Origin of the sequence: Mesorhizobium captivum (genome assembly GCF_033977165.1) — a bacterium.
In the GTDB taxonomy this organism is placed as follows: domain Bacteria; phylum Pseudomonadota; class Alphaproteobacteria; order Rhizobiales; family Rhizobiaceae; genus Mesorhizobium; species Mesorhizobium captivum.
The window spans coordinates 1-15,640 of sequence record NZ_JAVIJB010000058.1 but is presented as its reverse complement, the minus strand read 5'-3'; the positions used below and the strand labels follow the sequence as shown (position 1 = coordinate 15,640).

Genomic DNA, 15,640 nt, shown 5'->3' with positions numbered 1-15,640 from the left:
GCCGGCATGACGGCGTCAATCCAGGGAGGAAGAGCATGACCAATATTTTGAAGAAGCTGTTGGGTGCCGCGCTGACGCTGTCGCTTGCCATTGGCGGCGCCCACGCCCAGCAGGTGCTGTTCTGGTCGACGCAGGCCCGCCCGGTCGAGGAAACGCAAAAGATGCGCGACGAGGTGCTGAAAGGATTCGACGGTCCGGTCGATTATCAGGTCGCGGAGGACGGCCCCTGGCTCACCCGACTGCAGGCCGAACTGCAGGCTGGCTCCGGAACCATCGGCGTGCTCGGTGGCCTGCATGGCGACTTCTCCACCGTCGGCGCCAGCCTTGTCGATCTCTCCACCGTCGATGTTGGCGGGGTCAAGATCAACGAGGCCTACAAGAAGCTCGGCTTGCTCGGTACCGGCGAGCAGAAATACATACCGTGGATGCAGGCCACCTATCTGATGGCGGCGAACAAGCAGGCGTTGCAATATCTGCCGCCGGGCGTCGATCTCAACACCATTACCTACGACCAGCTGATCGAATGGTCGAAGAACATCGCCGAAAAGACCGGCTCGCCGAAATTCGGCTTTCCAGCCGGTCCGAAGGGACTGAAGCACCGCTTCTTCGAGGGGTTTCTCTACCCGTCTTATACCGGCTCGATGGTAACCAAGTTCCGCTCGCCCGAAGCCGAGACCGCTTGGAACAAGTTCAAGGAGCTTTGGCAGTACACCAATCCGAACTCGACCAATTACGCCTTCATGCAGGAGCCGCTGCTGTCGGGCGAGGTCTGGGTTGCGTTCGACCACGTCGCGCGCCTCGCCGACGCCTTCAATCAGAAACCCGGCGACTTCGTCGCCTTCCCGGCGCCGGCCGGTCCCGCCGGCCGTGGCTTCATGCCGGTCGTGGCCGGCGTCGCCATCCCGAAGACGTCGCCCGACATCGACAAGGCCAAGGCGCTGGTCGCCTATATGCTGAAGCCGGAAACGCAGATCGCGACGCTGAAGGCGACCAATTTCTTCCCTGTGGTCGATGTCAAGCTTCCCGACGACATGCCGGCCTCGGTGAAAGCCTTCGCGCCGGTGATCGCCGCCATGACCGGCGCGCCCGATGCCCTGCCGGCGCTGCCGCCGATGGGGCTCGGCGACCTCGGCGGCAAGTTCAACCAGGTCTATAGCGACAGCTTCGAGCGCATCGTGCTCGGCGGCGAGGACGTGCACGGCGTGCTTGAAGAGCAGGCGGCGGCGCTCAAGGCGATCATCGACCAGGCGAAGGCGCCGTGCTGGGCGCCCGACAAGCCGTCCGAAGGGGCCTGCCCGGTAGACTGACCGATCCTCCCGAGGGGGCGCCCGGAGTTTGTTGCGCTCCGGGCGCCCAGACCGCCGCACTCGACGATAGCGCGCAAGGACAAACACCATGAACGGCAAGGCTCTGCCCTATCTGCTGCTGATGCCGGCGACGCTATTCCTGTGCGTCTTCTTCCTCTATCCCTTCGCGCTCGTCGCCTTCGAGGCGGTCACCCGCGACGGCGCCTTCACGCTCGACAATTTCCGCACCATGGCCGGCAGCTGGAAGTTTCCGGCCACCGTCCGCAACACGCTGCTGCTTGCCGCAATCGTTGTGCCGATCCAGCTCGCCATGGCGCTTCTGATGGCGAGCGTCGTGTCGCGGCTGGAGAGCGGGCGCAGTGCAGCACTTTACATCTTCGCCATTCCGCTCGGCATCTCAGACCTTGCCGCCGGCCTGATCTGGCTTGCCATCTTCGACCAGTCCGGTTTCCTCAACACGCTGCTTTCCGGCCTCGGTATCGTCGATCGCCCGATCATGTTCCTCGGCTACCAGAGCAAGCTGACGATCTTCATCGCCGTCGCGCTGGCCGAGATCTGGCGCGCCACCGCCATCATGATGGTCATCCTCGTCGCCGGCATGGGGCTGATCCCCAAGGAATATTACGAGGCGGCGGAGGTCTTCGGCGCCGGCCCATGGAAGCGCTTCGTCCGCATTACCCTGCCGCTGTTGCGCCCCAGTCTGCAGACGGCGATCATTTTGCGCGTCATCCTCGCCTTCGAGGTCTTCGCCGTCGTCGCCGCCCTTGGCGGCACCAATCTGCCGGTGCTGATGGGCGAGACCTACAACTGGCAGTTCACGCTGCAGGACCGCAATGTCGCCGCCGCCTCGGCGCTGCTCATCCTCGCCATCTCGATCGGCTTCACGCTGTTCTTCCTGAGAGTGCTGCGCGTGCCCAAGGAGGCACGGATATGAGTGCCGTCGCCGAAGCGCCTGTCACGGCTGCAACCGTCGATGCGCGCAAGGCCGGCGACTGGCTGCTCGTCGCCACCACCATCCTGCTTTGTGTCTGGGTGCTGCTGCCGATCTACTTGTTGATCGTCAACGCGCTGTCGTCGCCGCAAGAAGTGACTACCTTTCCCAGGCGCTTCTTCCCGCCCTTCGATCTCGGCACCCTGTCCTTCTTCATCAACTTCGCCGGCGTCGCCAGGGCGCTGTGGAATTCGGTCCTCGTCGCCACGCTGACGATGATCCTTTCCATCGGCTTTGGGACACCGGCCGGCTACGCGCTGTCGCGCTTCGATTTCCCGGCCAAGGGCGCGTTCCGCTTCCTCGTGTTGATGACCCGCGCCTTTCCGCTGCCGCTGCTCGCGCTGCCGCTGGCGGTGATGTTCATCCGCACTGGCCTTGACGACACCGCGATCGGCCTGGCGCTGGTGCACACCACGCTGGCGCTGCCCTTTGCCGTGCTGATCACCTTCTCGCTGTTTTCCGGCATACCGGTCGAACTGGAGGAAGCGGCTTGGACGCTCGGCTGCACCCGATGGCAGGCGTTTCGCAAGGTGATCCTGCCGCTGGCCTTGCCCGGTATCGCAGCCTCGGCGGTGTTCGCTTTCACCATCTCCTGGAACGAGGTCTTCGCCGCCGCGGTGCTCACCATCGAGAACCGCACGCTGACCGCCTTCCTGCTGCAGAGCCTTGGCGAGTCGCCGCTCTATCTCAAATTCGCCGGCGGCGCGGCGCTGGTCGTGCCGGCGCTGATCTTCATCTTCGCCGTCAGGAAATATCTGTTCGCCATGTGGGGGATCGCCAACCGATGACGCGCGAGACGGAGAACGCTCATGGCTGAAATCGCCATCAAGGGAGTGGCCAAGCGCTTTGGCGGCTTCACTGCGCTGCATCAGGTCGACCTCGCCGTCGCGGACCGGGAATTCATGGTGTTGCTCGGCGCCTCCGGCTGCGGCAAGACCACGCTGCTCAGGATCGTCGCTGGGCTGGAAACGCCGAGCCAGGGCGAGGTCTGGATCGGTGGCCGCCGCGTCGACCATTTGCCGCCGCGCGACCGCGGCATTGCCATGGTGTTCCAGAACTACGCCGTCTTCCCGCATCTGACCGTGTTCGAGAACATTGCCTTCGGCTTGCGCATGAAGAAGCTGGGGCAGGCCGAGGTCGAGCGCCGCGTCGGCCGCACCGCCGAGCTGATGCATATCGAGCAACTGTTGAAGCGATATTCCGGCCAGCTGTCAGGCGGCCAGCGCCAGCGCGTCGCGGTCGCCCGCGCACTCGCCACGGAGCCCGATGTCATCCTGATGGACGAGCCGCTGTCCAACCTCGACGCGCTTCTGCGGCTGGAGATGCGCGCCGAGCTCAAAGGCGTGCTCGCGGCCTCGAAGACCACGACCATCTACGTCACCCACGACCAGGTCGAGGCGATGAGCCTCGCCGACCGCATCGCCGTCATGCATCAGGGCCGCATCGTTCAGGCCGCCTCGCCGGTCGAGATCTACCGCAATCCGGCCGCGCGTTTCGTCGGCTCCTTCATCGGCAACCCGCCGATGAATTTCCTGCCCGCGTCCAAAGCCGCGAACGGCGACTGGAACGTAGCTGGGCTGACGCTGCCGGGACCGAAGTCGGACAGGCAAGCGATCGAATTCGCCATCCGGCCCGAGGACGTCGACGCCGGCGACGATGGTTTGCAGGCCACCGTGCGCGTCGTCGAGCCGCTAGGGCCGCACACGCTGGTCACCTGCGATGTCGAAGGCGGACTGTTCCGCGCCGTGCTGGACTCCAGCGCCGCCGTTGCCGTGGGCGACCGTCTGCGGCTCGCCCCCAAGCCCGATCGCATCCGCTGGTTCGACCCCGAAACCACCAATGCCCTCTGAAAGACCTCGAGCCGCCATGACCGCCTCTGCCGCCAAAGACATCATCGCCCGCGCCGTCGAGGTGCTGAAGGAAAACGACCACGGCGACTACACCATCCCGACGAAAGGCCTCTACCCGTTCCAGTGGAATTGGGATTCCTGCCTGACTGCGCTTGGCCTCGCCCACTATGACGAAGCGCGGGCCTGGACCGAGATCGAGACCCTGTTCGCGCATCAATGGCCCGACGGCATGGTTCCGCACATCGTCTTCCATGTCTGGAACGATGGCTACTTTCCTGGGCCCGAGGTCTGGCGCACCGGCCGCCCGACCGCAACCTCCGGCATCACGCAGCCGGCCGTCGCCGGCTTTGCCGTGCGCCGCCTGTTCGACAGGGCGCGCGACAGGAAACTGGCGGCCGAACGGGCCTGCAAGTTGCTGCCCAAGATCGACGCCTGGCACCGCTGGTTCTATGAGAACCGCGACCCCAACGGGGAGGGGCTGGTTGCGATCATCCACCCCTGGGAGTCCGGCCGCGACAACTCCATCGACTGGGACCAAGCCTTCGACCGCGTGCCGACCGAAGGGGTCGAACCCTACATCCGTCGCGACATCCTGCATGCCGACCCGGCCCATCGCCCGACCCAGGCGCAATATGATCGCTATCTCTGGCTGGTGCAGCATTTCCGCGGGCTGGGCTGGGACAATGCCCTGCTGCACGACGCCTCGCCATTCCAGATCGTCGATCCCGGCTTCAACGCCATCCTGATCCGCGCCGCGGCCGATCTTGCCGATCTCGCCGAGGCGCTGGGCGACACCGGGATCGCCAAAGCCAATCGCGCCCGCGCCGAAAAGAGCATCGCTGCGATGGAGCGCCTGTGGAGCGAGGCGCACGGCCAATATCTCTGCCTCGACCGCCTAACCGGTAAGCTCGTCGACAGCGCCTCCGTTGGCGGCGTCCTGCCGGCCTTCGCCGCCATCCCGCAGGCGCGTGCCGCAGCGATCGCCGCAACGGTCGAGCGCCTGGCCGGCAAGGCGCGCCACATCGTGCCCTCGCACGATCCCGACGATCCGCGCTTCGACGCCAAACGCTACTGGCGCGGCCCGGTCTGGCTGGTGGTCAACTACATGATCGCCGACGGCCTTCTCACGGCCGGCCACGCCGAGGTCGCCCGGCGCATCACCCGCTCCAGTCTCGACCTGATCACCGAAAGCGGCTTCGCAGAATATTACGACCCGCTCACCGGTGAACCGCTCGGCGGCGGCCGTTTCACCTGGACGGCGGCGATGGTCATCGAATTTTTGCGCGGAATGTAAGCGCGCGTTTATCGAGCCTGTAAACTTTGCAACGGCTGGAGCTACACCAGCGCGCCGCAAACGGCTATCAATCGTCGCGACATCATGCTTCGGGGGCCATGGGGGCGCGCGGCTTGCAGCTGGATCTGAAAACAATCGAGGCTTTAGCTCCCGACCAGGCCTCGCTTGGCGCCGCCGCCAAGCTGACCAAGCGGTCGAACTGGCCCCGGCTTGAAGCGCACGAACAGCTGCCGCTGATCTGGGGCGAATGCCAAGGCTCTGGATCGAATCCCTATCGAGTCGCGTTCGACACCTCGGATCATGGCTACAAATGCACCTGTCCCTCGCGAAAATTTCCGTGCAAGCACATCCTGGCGCTGATGTGGATCGGCGCCACGGCGCCAACCAGTTTCGCGCGCGTCGACCAGACGCCCGATTGGGTGAACGACTGGCTTGGCCGGCGCCGCAAGCCGGGCCAGCCGCCGGCGCAGGCACCAGCACGCGCGGAAGGCAAAAGCATCGACGAGGCCTCGCGGCCGGAGGAAAGCGCCCCGGTCGAAGACGCTGCGGCCGCTGAACGCCGCGAGGCGGCGCAGCGCAAGCGGGCCGAGGACACGCGCAGCGCGGTGTCGGCAGCGCTCGATGAGCTCGACCAATGGATTGCCGACCAACTCCGGCTCGGCCTCGCCGGATTTGTCAATGCCTGCAGCGAGCGCTGCCGCCGCATCGCGGCACGGCTTGTCGACCTGAAGGCGACAGCACTCGCCGGGCGTATCGACGAGTTGCCGGCGCGGCTGATGGCGCTGCGTAGCGAAGAGCGGCCGGACGCGGCGATCCGCGAGCTCGGCAAGCTGGTTCTGCTCGCCAAGGCCTGGCGCGCCGCGCCCGACGATGCCGAGCTGAAGCGCCTCGTTTCGACATCGGAGACGCGTGACCAGATCCTCGCCAATCCGGATACCGTCCAGGTCGAGAGCGACTGGGAGGTGCTCGGTGAGAAGATCGAGACCCGCCGCGATGGCCTCGTCAGCCACGCGACGTGGCTGCTCGATCTCAGGAGCCCGACCCCGCGGTTTGCCGTGCTGCTCGATTTCTTCCCGGCATCGGCCGGGCGACGGTCAGGCGCCTTCGCGCCGGGAGACCGCTTCAGGGCGAGGCTGGTGTTCTATCCGTCCCGTAACCCGCTGCGGGCGCTGGTCGCGGAACGACTGGGCGAGGCCGCGCCGGGCGATTGGCCCGATTTCGCCCCTGACGCGGCCGTCGATCCGCTCGTGGCTTACGCCGCCTTCCAGGATGGTGCGCCATGGCTGTCGGACTGCCCGGTCATCCTGCCGGCCGGCGCTATCGCGCTGGACGAGAAGGACGGCGCCTGGTGGCAGGCGGCAAGCGATCCGCATGGCATCGCGTTGCCTGTCGCGGGCTCCGTCAGCCAGACCTTGCTCGGCCTCGACCTCGCGGCGACGGCGGCGCTTTGGAACGGCGCCAGGCTCGAGCTTCTGGCGTCGCAGAGCAGCATCGGGAGGCTCGATCTGTCGTGAACGAGCTCGAGCAGGCTGGACTGGCGAGATTGCGCGACGGCTGGATTTCCGGCGGCGCCGTTTTCGAACTTGCCCCCATTGAATGGAAGGAACTCGCCGCTGCCTCAAACCCCGATGAGCGGGAGCGGCGGCTCTTGGCGATCGCCGCGCAGGCGCTGGATGTCGCGCTTCGGCCGGCGGCACCGAAAACCCTGAAGCGACGCCCGCCACTGCCGGTGCTCGCTTTGCCGATGCTTCCCGATCACCTGCGGCCACCGCTGCGGGCCGCGCTGAAACATGCCGCCGACGCGAGGCGCAAGGCGCAAGTCGTCACGCTGGTCGCCAGCCGTGGCTTTGTCACCCATCCGTTGGATTGGATGCCCTCCGACCAAAACGCTCCGGATGTTTATGCGCCGTGGGTCGACTGGCTGGCGAGTGCCGAGCAGGAACGGCACGGCTCACACGAAAAACTGACCACCGAAAACTGGACCGACTTCTACCCGGCTTCGCGGCGCGTCGCGCTGGCCGCGATGCGCAGGAGCGAACCAGCGGCGGCAAGGCTGCTGATCGAGGCCAAGGCGCTTGCGGAATCCGCCGAGGTCAGGCTGTCGCTGATCGAGCTTGTCCGTGTCGGGCTAGGCCCGGACGACGCGCCGTTCCTGAAAAGCTTATCCGCCGACCGCTCGGGCAAGGTCCGTGAGCTGGCGGGCCGCATGCTGGCGATGCTGGGCCAACAGGGCGAAGGCGGCGCAGACGTCCCCGTGGCGGAACTCGCCGGCTTCGTCGAGGAAGGCAAGGCCGGCTTCATCCGCCGCCGAACCACCTACGCGCCAGCGAAAACCAAATCGCATGCTCAAGAACAGCGCCGCGCCGAGCTGTTCGAGCTCTGCAACCTTGTCGATCTGGCGGCCCGGTTCGGCGTGACGGAAGCCGATTTCATAACGAGCTGGCAGTTCGGCACCGACAACAATGCGGACATGCTTCTCTCGCGCATGGTCGCCGCCTCGGGCAGCGACGCCGCCGTCGCGCATATGGCCGACACGCTGACCGCCGCCGGCGGCAAGCCGGCGCTCTTCGTGCTGCATCTCGCGCCGCGCCTCGACAGCCACAGGCAGCGCGTCCTCATTCGTCAGATCATCAAGGACGCGCAGTTTCCTGCCGCGCTCGGCCAGGCGCAGGGCATCGAGGCCGGTTGGCTGGGCTGGGACGATCTGTCGAACGGACGTTTCCTCGCTCTCCTTCGCAACAGCATTTCCTCCAAGGAAGATGCTCCGCGCCGGGCGGCCGAGGAAATCATCGAGACGATCGGCTATCTGGCCACCGCACCGGCGGCAGCAAGATTCATCGACGACGTCGTGGCTGCCGGCCTGCCGCCCGCATCCCCCTCGCCCGGTCTGCTGCGGCTCAACGCGGCGCTGGCCGAAAACCCTTCCCAATCCGACAGATGATCAACCCGGAGAAGATCGCATGAACGCAGCCATCCGCCTCCCGGCCGAGCAGGTCTATGCCTCCGAACTGCAGGCGCTCGCGCGCGACGACGACCGGCAAAAGCCTGCCGGCTGGAGCCTGTCGCCCAAGGCCGTGCTGACCTACCTGATGGGCGGCAAGGCGAGCGACGGCACGCTCATCACGCCGAAATATGTCGGCCGCCGGCAACTAATGGAAACCGCGGTGGCGACGCTCGCGACCGACCGGGCGCTGCTTCTGCTCGGCGTTCCCGGAACGGCGAAATCCTGGGTCTCGGAACATCTCGCCGGCGCCATCATGGGCAACTCGACGCTGATCGTTCAATGCACGGCAGGCACCGACGAGAACCAGATCCGCTACGGCTGGAACTACGCCCAGCTTCTGGCAAAAGGTCCGAGCCGGGAGGCGCTGGTGCCGACGCCGCTCTACCGGGCCATGCAGGAAGGCAAGCTCTGCCGCCTGGAAGAGCTGACGCGCATGGGCTCCGACGTGCAGGACACGCTGATCACCGTGCTGTCGGAAAAGATGATGCCGGTGCCGGAGTTGAACACCTCGATTTACGCACAACGCGGCTTCAACATCATTGCGACCGCCAACAATCGCGACAAGGGCGTCAACGAGCTTTCCTCGGCGCTGAAGCGCCGCTTCAATGTCGTGGTGCTGCCTTTGCCTGAGGACATGAACGAGGAAGTCTCGATCGTCTCCAGGCGTGTCGGCGAAATGGCCGGGGGACTGGACCTGCCGGTGCCAAAAAATGTCGGTGAGGAGATCGCCCGCGTGCTCACCATTTTCCGCGAGCTGCGCTCCGGCGCGACTGCCGACGGCAAGGTGACGTTGAAGACGCCGTCGGGCTCGCTCTCCACCGCCGAGGCGATCGCCACGATGATCAGCGGTCTCAGCCAGGCGGCGTGGTTCGACGGCGGCAAGCTCCACGCCGAAGGCCTGGCGCCAAGCCTCGTCGGCGCGATCGTCAAGGATCCGGTCCAGGACAAGGTCGTGCTGGAGGAATATCTGGAGACGGTGCTGAAGAAGCGGCCTGACTATGCCGGTTATTACGCGGCGCTCAACGCAGCCATCTGAGCCATGACGCAGGGCGGCATCAGCTATTTCGGCATACGCCACCACGGGCCGGGCTCCGCCGAGAGCCTGGTCAAGGCTTTGCAGGAATTGCAGCCGGTCACCGTGCTAATCGAGGGACCGACGGACGCCTCGCCGCTGCTGCCGCTGCTCGCCAGTCCCGACATGAAGCCGCCGGTTGCGTTGCTCTGCTATCCGGAGGACGATCCCGCCGCGACGAGCTTCTGGCCCTTCGCCGAGTTCTCCCCGGAATATCAGGCGGCGCTCTGGGCCGTTGCCAACAAGGCAATTCTGCGCTTCATCGATCTGCCGTCCGCGGCGCGCCTGGCCGAGAAGACGCCTGAAGATTCAGCGAACCCCGATGCCGCCGAAGCGAAGGCCATGGAAGGGCAGGGCGAAGAAGCCTCGCGCATCCACGATCCGATCGGCACCCTGGCGCGCGCCGCCGGCTATGAGGATGGCGAAAGCTGGTGGTCGGACATCATCGAGCAGAATCCCGAGCCCGGCCCGATCTTCGCAGCCATCGCCGATGCGATGGCGACGCTGCGCGACGGGGAGACGTCGATCGGCAGGTTCGAGGCCATGCGCGAAGCGCATATGCGCCTCGAGATCGCGGCCGCGCGAAAGGAGTTCGACGGGCCGCTGGCCGTCGTTTGCGGCGCATGGCATGTGCCGGCCTTGCGGGCGGCGCATACGCAAAAGAGCGACCAGGCGTTTCTCAAGGGCATCGGGCGGCGCAAGACCACCATGACCTTCGCGCCATGGACCGGACCGCGCCTGGCGTTGGGCTATGGCTACGGCGCCGGTGTCGTCGCGCCCGGCTGGTGCAAGCATCTTTGGCAGACGCGCGGGCAGGACGATGCTTCGGTCCTGTGGCTCGCCCGGATCGCCTCGGTGCTCCGGGCCAAGGGCCACATGATCTCGACCGCGTCGCTGATCGAGGCGGAGCGTCTGGCGCGCACTCTCGCCGCCATCCGCGAACGGCCGAAGCCGGGGTTCGAGGAACTGCGCGACGCCTCGATCGCGGCGCTCTTCAACGGCGAGGCCTTGCTGTGGAGGATGGTCGAGGCGGAGTTGCTGCTCGGCACCGACGTCGGTGAGATTCCGTCCGACACGCCGCTCGCGCCGCTGATCGACGACCTGCAGCGCAACCAGAAGGCCGCGCGGCTGAAGCCGGAAGCCCTTGAGCGGGAACTTTCCGTCGATCTCAGAAGCGAGAGCGGGCTGTTCCGCTCGACGCTGCTGCATCGGCTGAACGTGCTCGGCGTGAGCTGGGGCAGGCTGACGGACGTTGGCCGCAGCCGCGGTACGTTTCGCGAGCGCTGGATGCTGGCCTGGCAGCCGGAATACGCTGTTCGCCTGGTGGAGAACCTGGTCTACGGACCGACTATCGAGAAAGCCGCCAACGGCCGCCTGATCCAGATGATCGGCGCCGCCGCGACACTCGATGCTTTGGCCACGCTGGTCCAGAACGCGATCACCGCAGCCTTGAGCGAAGCGTCCGCGGCTGGCCTTGCCGCGCTGGAGGAAAAGGCGGCGGTGAGCAGCGAATGCCTGGAGCTGCTGGCCTCGGTGCCACCGCTCGCCGACATCATCCGCTATGGCGAAGCACGCAAGACCGAGACGGAGCGCCTCGCCGGCCTGCTGGAGCGGCTGATCATCGAGGGCTCGATCGCGCTGCCTTATGCGGCGCGGGACCTCGACGCGCAGGCCGCCGCCGCGCTGATGGCCGCGCTGCGCAAGGCCGACGAGGCGATCAGGCTGGTCGAGCCGGACGAGCATGTCCTGGACGCCTGGCGGGCCGCCCTGGCGGCCGTGCTCGATTCGTCGCGCTCGACGGCGCTCGTCGCCGGTTGCGCCGCGCATCTGCTTTACGAGGCCGGGCACCTGTCCGCCGAAGCCGCGGCCGACCTGTTGGCAAAGCGCCTTTCGCCCGGAACGCCAGTCATCGATGCAGCCGCCTTCTTCGAAGGCTTCTTCAGCGGCGCCGGCCAGCGGCTGATCTATGACGAAGGGCTGCGCGGCGCCGTCGATGCATGGCTGGCGTCGCTCGACGAGGAAGCCTTCGTCGCGCACCTGCCCCTGCTGCGCCGCGTCTTTTCCAACCTCGACAGCATGGAGCGCCGGCGCCTGATCGAGGCCGTGCTTGGCCGCCGAGCGAGCCTGCACGCCGGGCTGATGCCGGCGCCCGATGGCGGCGAGGCCTGGCGCAGGCATTTTGATCTCCTCGGCAAGCTGCTCGCAGGGGAGCCCAGCCATGGATGATGAGACAGTCGGGCCGGAGCTCGATCCCACGGAAGGAACCAGAGAGCGCCGCTGGCGCCTGGCGATCGGCGCCGACGACGAGGCCTCCTCGGCGCTCTCGGCGGAAGACCGCCGGCTTTCGGCGGCGCTCGACGCGCTCTATGGCGACGGCAGCGGCGATCTCGGCACCGACCAGCGCAAGCGGCGCGGCGGTCTCGGCCGTTCGGCTCCGCGCGTCGCGCAATGGATGGGCGATATCCGCTCGTTCTTCCCCGAGCAGGTCGTCCAAATCGTGCAGAAGGACGCCTTCGAGCGGCTGAACCTGAAGCAGATGCTGATGGAGCCGGAGTTCCTCAAGGCGATCGAGGCCGACGTCAATCTCGTCGCCGATCTGGTCTCGCTGCGCTCGGCGATGCCGGAAAAGACCAAGGACATCGCCCGCTCGATCATTTCCGACATCGTCGCCAAGCTGATGCAGCGCCTCGAGCAGAAGACCGCCGAGGCGATCCGCGGCGCGCTCGACCGGTCGCGGCGCACCAACCGACCGCGGCAGCGCGACATCGACTGGCCGCGCACCATCGCGGCGAACCTTCGCCATTACCAGCCGGACCACAAGACCGTGGTGCCGGAAAAGCTGGTCGGCTTCATGCGCCGCCAGCGCCGGCTGGTCGACCTCGACGAGGTGACGCTCTGCGTCGACCAGTCCGGCTCGATGGCAAGCTCGGTGATCTATGCCTCGATCTTTGCCGCCGTTATGGCTTCGCTGCCTGTCGTGCGCACAAAACTCGTCTGCTTCGACACCGCGATCGTCGATCTGACGGAAGAACTCAGCGATCCGGTCGAGGTGCTGTTCGGCGTTCAGCTCGGCGGCGGCACCGACATCAATCAGGCGGTTGCTTATTGCGCCGAGCGCATCGAGCGGCCGACCAAGGCGCATTTCGTGCTGATCACCGACCTCTATGAGGGGGGCAACGGCAAGGAGCTTCTGCAAAGGCTGGCGGCACTTGTCCGGTCCGGTATCAATGTCATCGTGCTGCTTGCACTGACCGACCAGGGTCGTCCCGGCTACGACCCCTCCATGGCCGGTTCGGTCGCGGCATTGGGTATCCCGGTCTTTGCCTGCACGCCGGATCATTTTCCCGACATGATGGCGGCGGCGCTGCGGCGGGAAGACATTGGCGCCTGGGCGGCAAGCGCCGACATCAAGCTCGTTCGCGCCGACACCGAGACCCCAAACGCGGCCGAGTAAGCTTGCCAGCCTTCTGGCATCGCATACTCAGGTCTCCTTCTCGCTGATCACCTCGAACCGCTCGACCGCGCAGTGCCCGGCGATCACCGCCAGCACATCCGTCGAAGGCTCGACCGCGTCGGGCTGCTTCCATTGAACGTTGAAGGAAAATACGAAGCGGTTGCGGTCGGGATCGTGCTCCATGCCGACGAAGCGCGCGTCGTAGCCGAGCGGTCGTATCAGGTCCCGGAGGTCAGGTGGCGAACTCTTCGGCCATGAGACCGACAGGATCGCCTTGTGGTCGCGCGGGATATGGAGATCGACCCATTTCAACGCCTGCAGCGTCACCAGGGTCAGCACCGTCGCGATCGCGCCGAGGCCGAACTGGCCGCCGCCGAAGGCCAACCCGATCATTGTCATGATCCACATGGTGGCGGCGGTGGTGACGCCGGTGACGAGATCGCCGCGCCTCAGGATGGTGCCGCCGCCGATGAAGCCGACGCCGGTGAGCACGCCGAGCGCGAAGCGCATCACATCCATGCGCACGAAAGACTCCGGCCCCTTGCCGGACACATCGAGCAGCATGTTGGCCTGAACCATGGCGACGCAAGCCGCGAGGCCAACCAAAATGGTCGTCCGCAGCCCGGCGGAATGGCCGCGCGCCTCGCGATTCAAGCCGATGAGGAAGCCTGCCAGAAGCGTCAGCAATAGCCGCGCGACGAGATCCGGCCAGGTCGGATGAAGCGGCATGTCGCAGCAAAGCGGCTCGAACATCCGTCACGGCGGCGCAGCAGCGCCCTCTATTGCATCTGGACTGTTCAACTTGGCTTGGCGCGGATGGTTCCTTGGTGTGCCTGCCACCAACCAACAGCCCTCACCGGACGACGATGCTCAGCACCAGTGCCAGCACGACGATGCCGACGAGCCCGGCGATGAAGATGATGCGTCGTGCGCGCGTGCGCAGGATGATCTCGCCCTGCCGCGCGTCCTGGCCGGAAAAGACCGGGCCTTCCTCGTCGCGATCCTTGCTCATGATCTGCTCCTTCCCTGCTGGTGGGCGCGGGAGGTGTCAGGACAGGAACCTATTTGGTGGCGTGAAGTTCCGCCGGATGTGGCTCCCGCGACCGGGTTCAGCCGGTCGCGGGAGCCGATGGCTTAGCCGAATTTCGGGTCGAGGCCGCCCGACTTGTAGCGCTTGGCCATGTCCGACAGGGGAATCGGCTTGATCTTCGGCGCGTTGCCGGCGGTGCCGAACTGCTCGAAGCGCTCTTTGCAGAGCTTCCTCATCGCCGCCATGGCCGGCGTCAGATATTTGCGCGGATCGAATTCAGACGGGTTCTCGGTCAGCACCTTGCGGATCGCGCCGGTCAACGCCATGCGGTTGTCGGTGTCGATGTTGATCTTGCGCACGCCGTGCTTGATGCCGCGCTGGATCTCTTCCACCGGCACGCCCCAGGTCGGCTTCATCTGGCCGCCATATTTGTTGATGATCTCCTGCAATTCCTCCGGCACCGAGGACGAGCCGTGCATGACGAGATGCATGTTGGGTAGGCGGCGGTGGATCTCCTCGATCACGTTCATCGCCAGCACCGCGCCGTCCGGCTTGCGCGAGAACTTGTAGGCGCCGTGGCTGGTGCCCATGGCGACGGCCAGCGCGTCGACATGGGTGTCGCGCACGAACTGCTCGGCTTGCACCGGGTCGGTCAGCAGCTGGTCGTGGCTGATCGCGCCTTCGACGCCGTGGCCGTCTTCCTGCTCGCCGCCGCCGCTCTCCAGCGAGCCGAGCACGCCGATCTCGCCTTCGACCGAGACGCCGCCCCAATGCGCCATGTCGACGACGCGTCGGGTGATGCCGGAATTATAGGCGTAGTCGGCCGGCGACTTGCCGTCCTCCTTCAGCGAGCCGTCCATCATCACCGAAGTGAAGCCGTACTGGATCGCGGTGACGCAGGTCGCCTCGTTGTTGCCGTGGTCGAGATGCATGCAGACCGGGATGTCGGGATGGATCTCGACCAGCGCGTCGATCAGCTTGGCCAGCACCACGTCATTGGCATAGGCGCGCGCGCCGCGGCTGGCCTGCAGGATGACCGGCGACTTGGTCTCCTCGGCCGCCTCCATGATGGCGAGCCCCTGTTCCATATTGTTCATGTTGAAGGCAGGCACGCCATAGCCGTGTTCGGCGGCATGGTCGAGTAATTGTCTCAGTGTGATGCGAGCCACCCAATAGTCTCCCGTATCTGGTTTCGAGCCCGTGTTTGAAAAGGCCGCCCGGGCGGGCGGCCCCGTTGCTTCTGGCCGGATTTCGGAGTTACCGCAACCTTTTGGAGTCCTTTCGGCCGCAATTCTTGTTGCAGAGCTGAAATCGGCCTTGTCGAGCTTAAGCGGCGATCCGCTCCCGCGCGGTGAGGATCTCGACGCAGGCTTTCGCCGCTTCCTTGCCCTTCACTTTGAAATGCTCATGGAAGAAGCGATGGTGCTCGGTGCTGTCATGATAGTTGTGCGGCGTCAGAACGGCCGAGAGCACGGGCACGCCGGTCGCAAGCTGCACACTCATCATGCCGTCGATGACGGCGCTGGCGACGAAGTCGTGCCGGTAGATACCGCCATTGACGACGAAAGCGGTGCCGATGATTGCCTGCAGGAGTTGCGCTGGCTCTATGACCGGCGCGATCTCGCCGAAGCCAAGGCC

General features: G+C 65.9%; 13 protein-coding genes and 1 pseudogene. 10 read left to right on the top strand and 4 right to left on the bottom strand.

Going from position 1 to position 15,640, the window contains the following annotated elements:
• The first annotated feature begins 35 nt into the window (after positions 1 to 35).
• From RFM40_RS30600 to RFM40_RS30555, 10 genes are all read left to right on the top strand, one after another.
• Positions 36 to 1,307 carry an ABC transporter substrate-binding protein gene (locus RFM40_RS30600; RefSeq protein WP_320278840.1) on the top strand — a complete coding sequence of 424 codons (1,272 nt, stop codon included), beginning with the start codon at positions 36 to 38 and terminating at the stop codon, positions 1,305 to 1,307.
• Positions 1,308 to 1,395: 88 nt separating this feature from the next.
• Positions 1,396 to 2,241: a carbohydrate ABC transporter permease gene (locus tag RFM40_RS30595; RefSeq protein WP_320224288.1), complete on the top strand. Its 846-nt coding sequence runs from the start codon at positions 1,396 to 1,398 to the stop codon at positions 2,239 to 2,241.
• Positions 2,238 to 3,086, top strand: a complete 849-nt coding sequence (locus tag RFM40_RS30590) for a carbohydrate ABC transporter permease (RefSeq protein WP_320278839.1) — start codon at positions 2,238 to 2,240, stop codon at positions 3,084 to 3,086. Before RFM40_RS30595 ends, RFM40_RS30590 begins: the two co-directional genes overlap by 4 nt.
• 21 nt (positions 3,087 to 3,107) lie before the next feature.
• Complete coding sequence (locus tag RFM40_RS30585; RefSeq protein ID WP_320278838.1) at positions 3,108 to 4,148, top strand: ABC transporter ATP-binding protein; 1,041 nt, start codon at positions 3,108 to 3,110, stop codon at positions 4,146 to 4,148.
• 16 nt (positions 4,149 to 4,164) lie between these two features.
• A complete protein-coding gene (locus RFM40_RS30580; RefSeq protein ID WP_320278837.1) occupies positions 4,165 to 5,442 on the top strand; it encodes an MGH1-like glycoside hydrolase domain-containing protein in 1,278 nt (425 codons plus the stop codon).
• A gap of 113 nt (positions 5,443 to 5,555) precedes the next feature.
• The gene (locus RFM40_RS30575; protein ID WP_320224284.1) at positions 5,556 to 6,956 is read left to right on the top strand and encodes an SWIM zinc finger family protein; all 1,401 of its coding nucleotides are present in this window, start codon (positions 5,556 to 5,558) and stop codon (positions 6,954 to 6,956) included.
• Positions 6,953 to 8,383, top strand: coding sequence for a DUF5691 domain-containing protein (locus RFM40_RS30570; RefSeq protein ID WP_320278836.1), 1,431 nt, complete (start codon positions 6,953 to 6,955; stop codon positions 8,381 to 8,383). Before RFM40_RS30575 ends, RFM40_RS30570 begins: the two co-directional genes overlap by 4 nt.
• Positions 8,384 to 8,402: 19 nt before the next feature.
• Positions 8,403 to 9,482 (top strand): ATP-binding protein, encoded by a 1,080-nt coding sequence (locus RFM40_RS30565; RefSeq protein WP_320224282.1) that lies wholly within the window; start codon positions 8,403 to 8,405, stop codon positions 9,480 to 9,482.
• Between the two features lie 3 nt (positions 9,483 to 9,485).
• Positions 9,486 to 11,744, top strand: a complete 2,259-nt coding sequence (locus RFM40_RS30560) for a DUF5682 family protein (RefSeq protein ID WP_320278835.1) — start codon at positions 9,486 to 9,488, stop codon at positions 11,742 to 11,744.
• Positions 11,737 to 12,972: a VWA domain-containing protein gene (locus tag RFM40_RS30555; RefSeq protein WP_320224280.1), complete on the top strand. Its 1,236-nt coding sequence runs from the start codon at positions 11,737 to 11,739 to the stop codon at positions 12,970 to 12,972. The genes RFM40_RS30560 and RFM40_RS30555 overlap by 8 nt, the downstream gene beginning before the upstream one ends.
• 27 nt (positions 12,973 to 12,999) lie before the next feature.
• On the opposite strand, the gene RFM40_RS30550 is transcribed toward RFM40_RS30555, so the two are convergent.
• The 4 genes and pseudogenes from RFM40_RS30550 to RFM40_RS30535 form a co-directional block, all read right to left on the bottom strand.
• On the bottom strand, positions 13,000 to 13,725 hold the full coding sequence (locus RFM40_RS30550; protein WP_320224279.1) for an MgtC/SapB family protein: 726 nt from the start codon (positions 13,723 to 13,725) through the stop codon (positions 13,000 to 13,002).
• 100 nt (positions 13,726 to 13,825) lie between these two features.
• A complete protein-coding gene (locus RFM40_RS30545; RefSeq protein ID WP_320223223.1) occupies positions 13,826 to 13,984 on the bottom strand; it encodes a peptide ABC transporter permease in 159 nt (52 codons plus the stop codon).
• Between the two features lie 122 nt (positions 13,985 to 14,106).
• The gene (gene fba / locus RFM40_RS30540; RefSeq protein WP_320224278.1) at positions 14,107 to 15,171 is read right to left on the bottom strand and encodes a class II fructose-bisphosphate aldolase; all 1,065 of its coding nucleotides are present in this window, start codon (positions 15,169 to 15,171) and stop codon (positions 14,107 to 14,109) included.
• 157 nt (positions 15,172 to 15,328) lie between these two features.
• Positions 15,329 to 15,586 (bottom strand): annotated as a pseudogene (locus tag RFM40_RS30535) (6,7-dimethyl-8-ribityllumazine synthase); the annotation flags it as partial.
• Between the last annotated feature and the right edge of the window lie 54 nt (positions 15,587 to 15,640).

Bases quoted from the DNA above. Each gene is read 5' to 3' on its own strand.
- RFM40_RS30600 (WP_320278840.1), top strand. From the start codon at position 36: ATGACCAATATTTTGAAGAAGCTGTTGGGTGCCGCGCTGACGCTGTCG.
- RFM40_RS30595 (WP_320224288.1), top strand. From the start codon at position 1,396: ATGAACGGCAAGGCTCTGCCCTATCTGCTGCTGATGCCGGCGACGCTA.
- RFM40_RS30590 (WP_320278839.1), top strand. From the start codon at position 2,238: ATGAGTGCCGTCGCCGAAGCGCCTGTCACGGCTGCAACCGTCGATGCG.
- RFM40_RS30585 (WP_320278838.1), top strand. From the start codon at position 3,108: ATGGCTGAAATCGCCATCAAGGGAGTGGCCAAGCGCTTTGGCGGCTTC.
- RFM40_RS30580 (WP_320278837.1), top strand. From the start codon at position 4,165: ATGACCGCCTCTGCCGCCAAAGACATCATCGCCCGCGCCGTCGAGGTG.
- RFM40_RS30565 (WP_320224282.1), top strand. From the start codon at position 8,403: ATGAACGCAGCCATCCGCCTCCCGGCCGAGCAGGTCTATGCCTCCGAA.
- RFM40_RS30560 (WP_320278835.1), top strand. From the start codon at position 9,486: ATGACGCAGGGCGGCATCAGCTATTTCGGCATACGCCACCACGGGCCG.
- RFM40_RS30555 (WP_320224280.1), top strand. From the start codon at position 11,737: ATGGATGATGAGACAGTCGGGCCGGAGCTCGATCCCACGGAAGGAACC.
- RFM40_RS30550 (WP_320224279.1), bottom strand. From the start codon at position 13,725: ATGTTCGAGCCGCTTTGCTGCGACATGCCGCTTCATCCGACCTGGCCG.
- RFM40_RS30545 (WP_320223223.1), bottom strand. From the start codon at position 13,984: ATGAGCAAGGATCGCGACGAGGAAGGCCCGGTCTTTTCCGGCCAGGAC.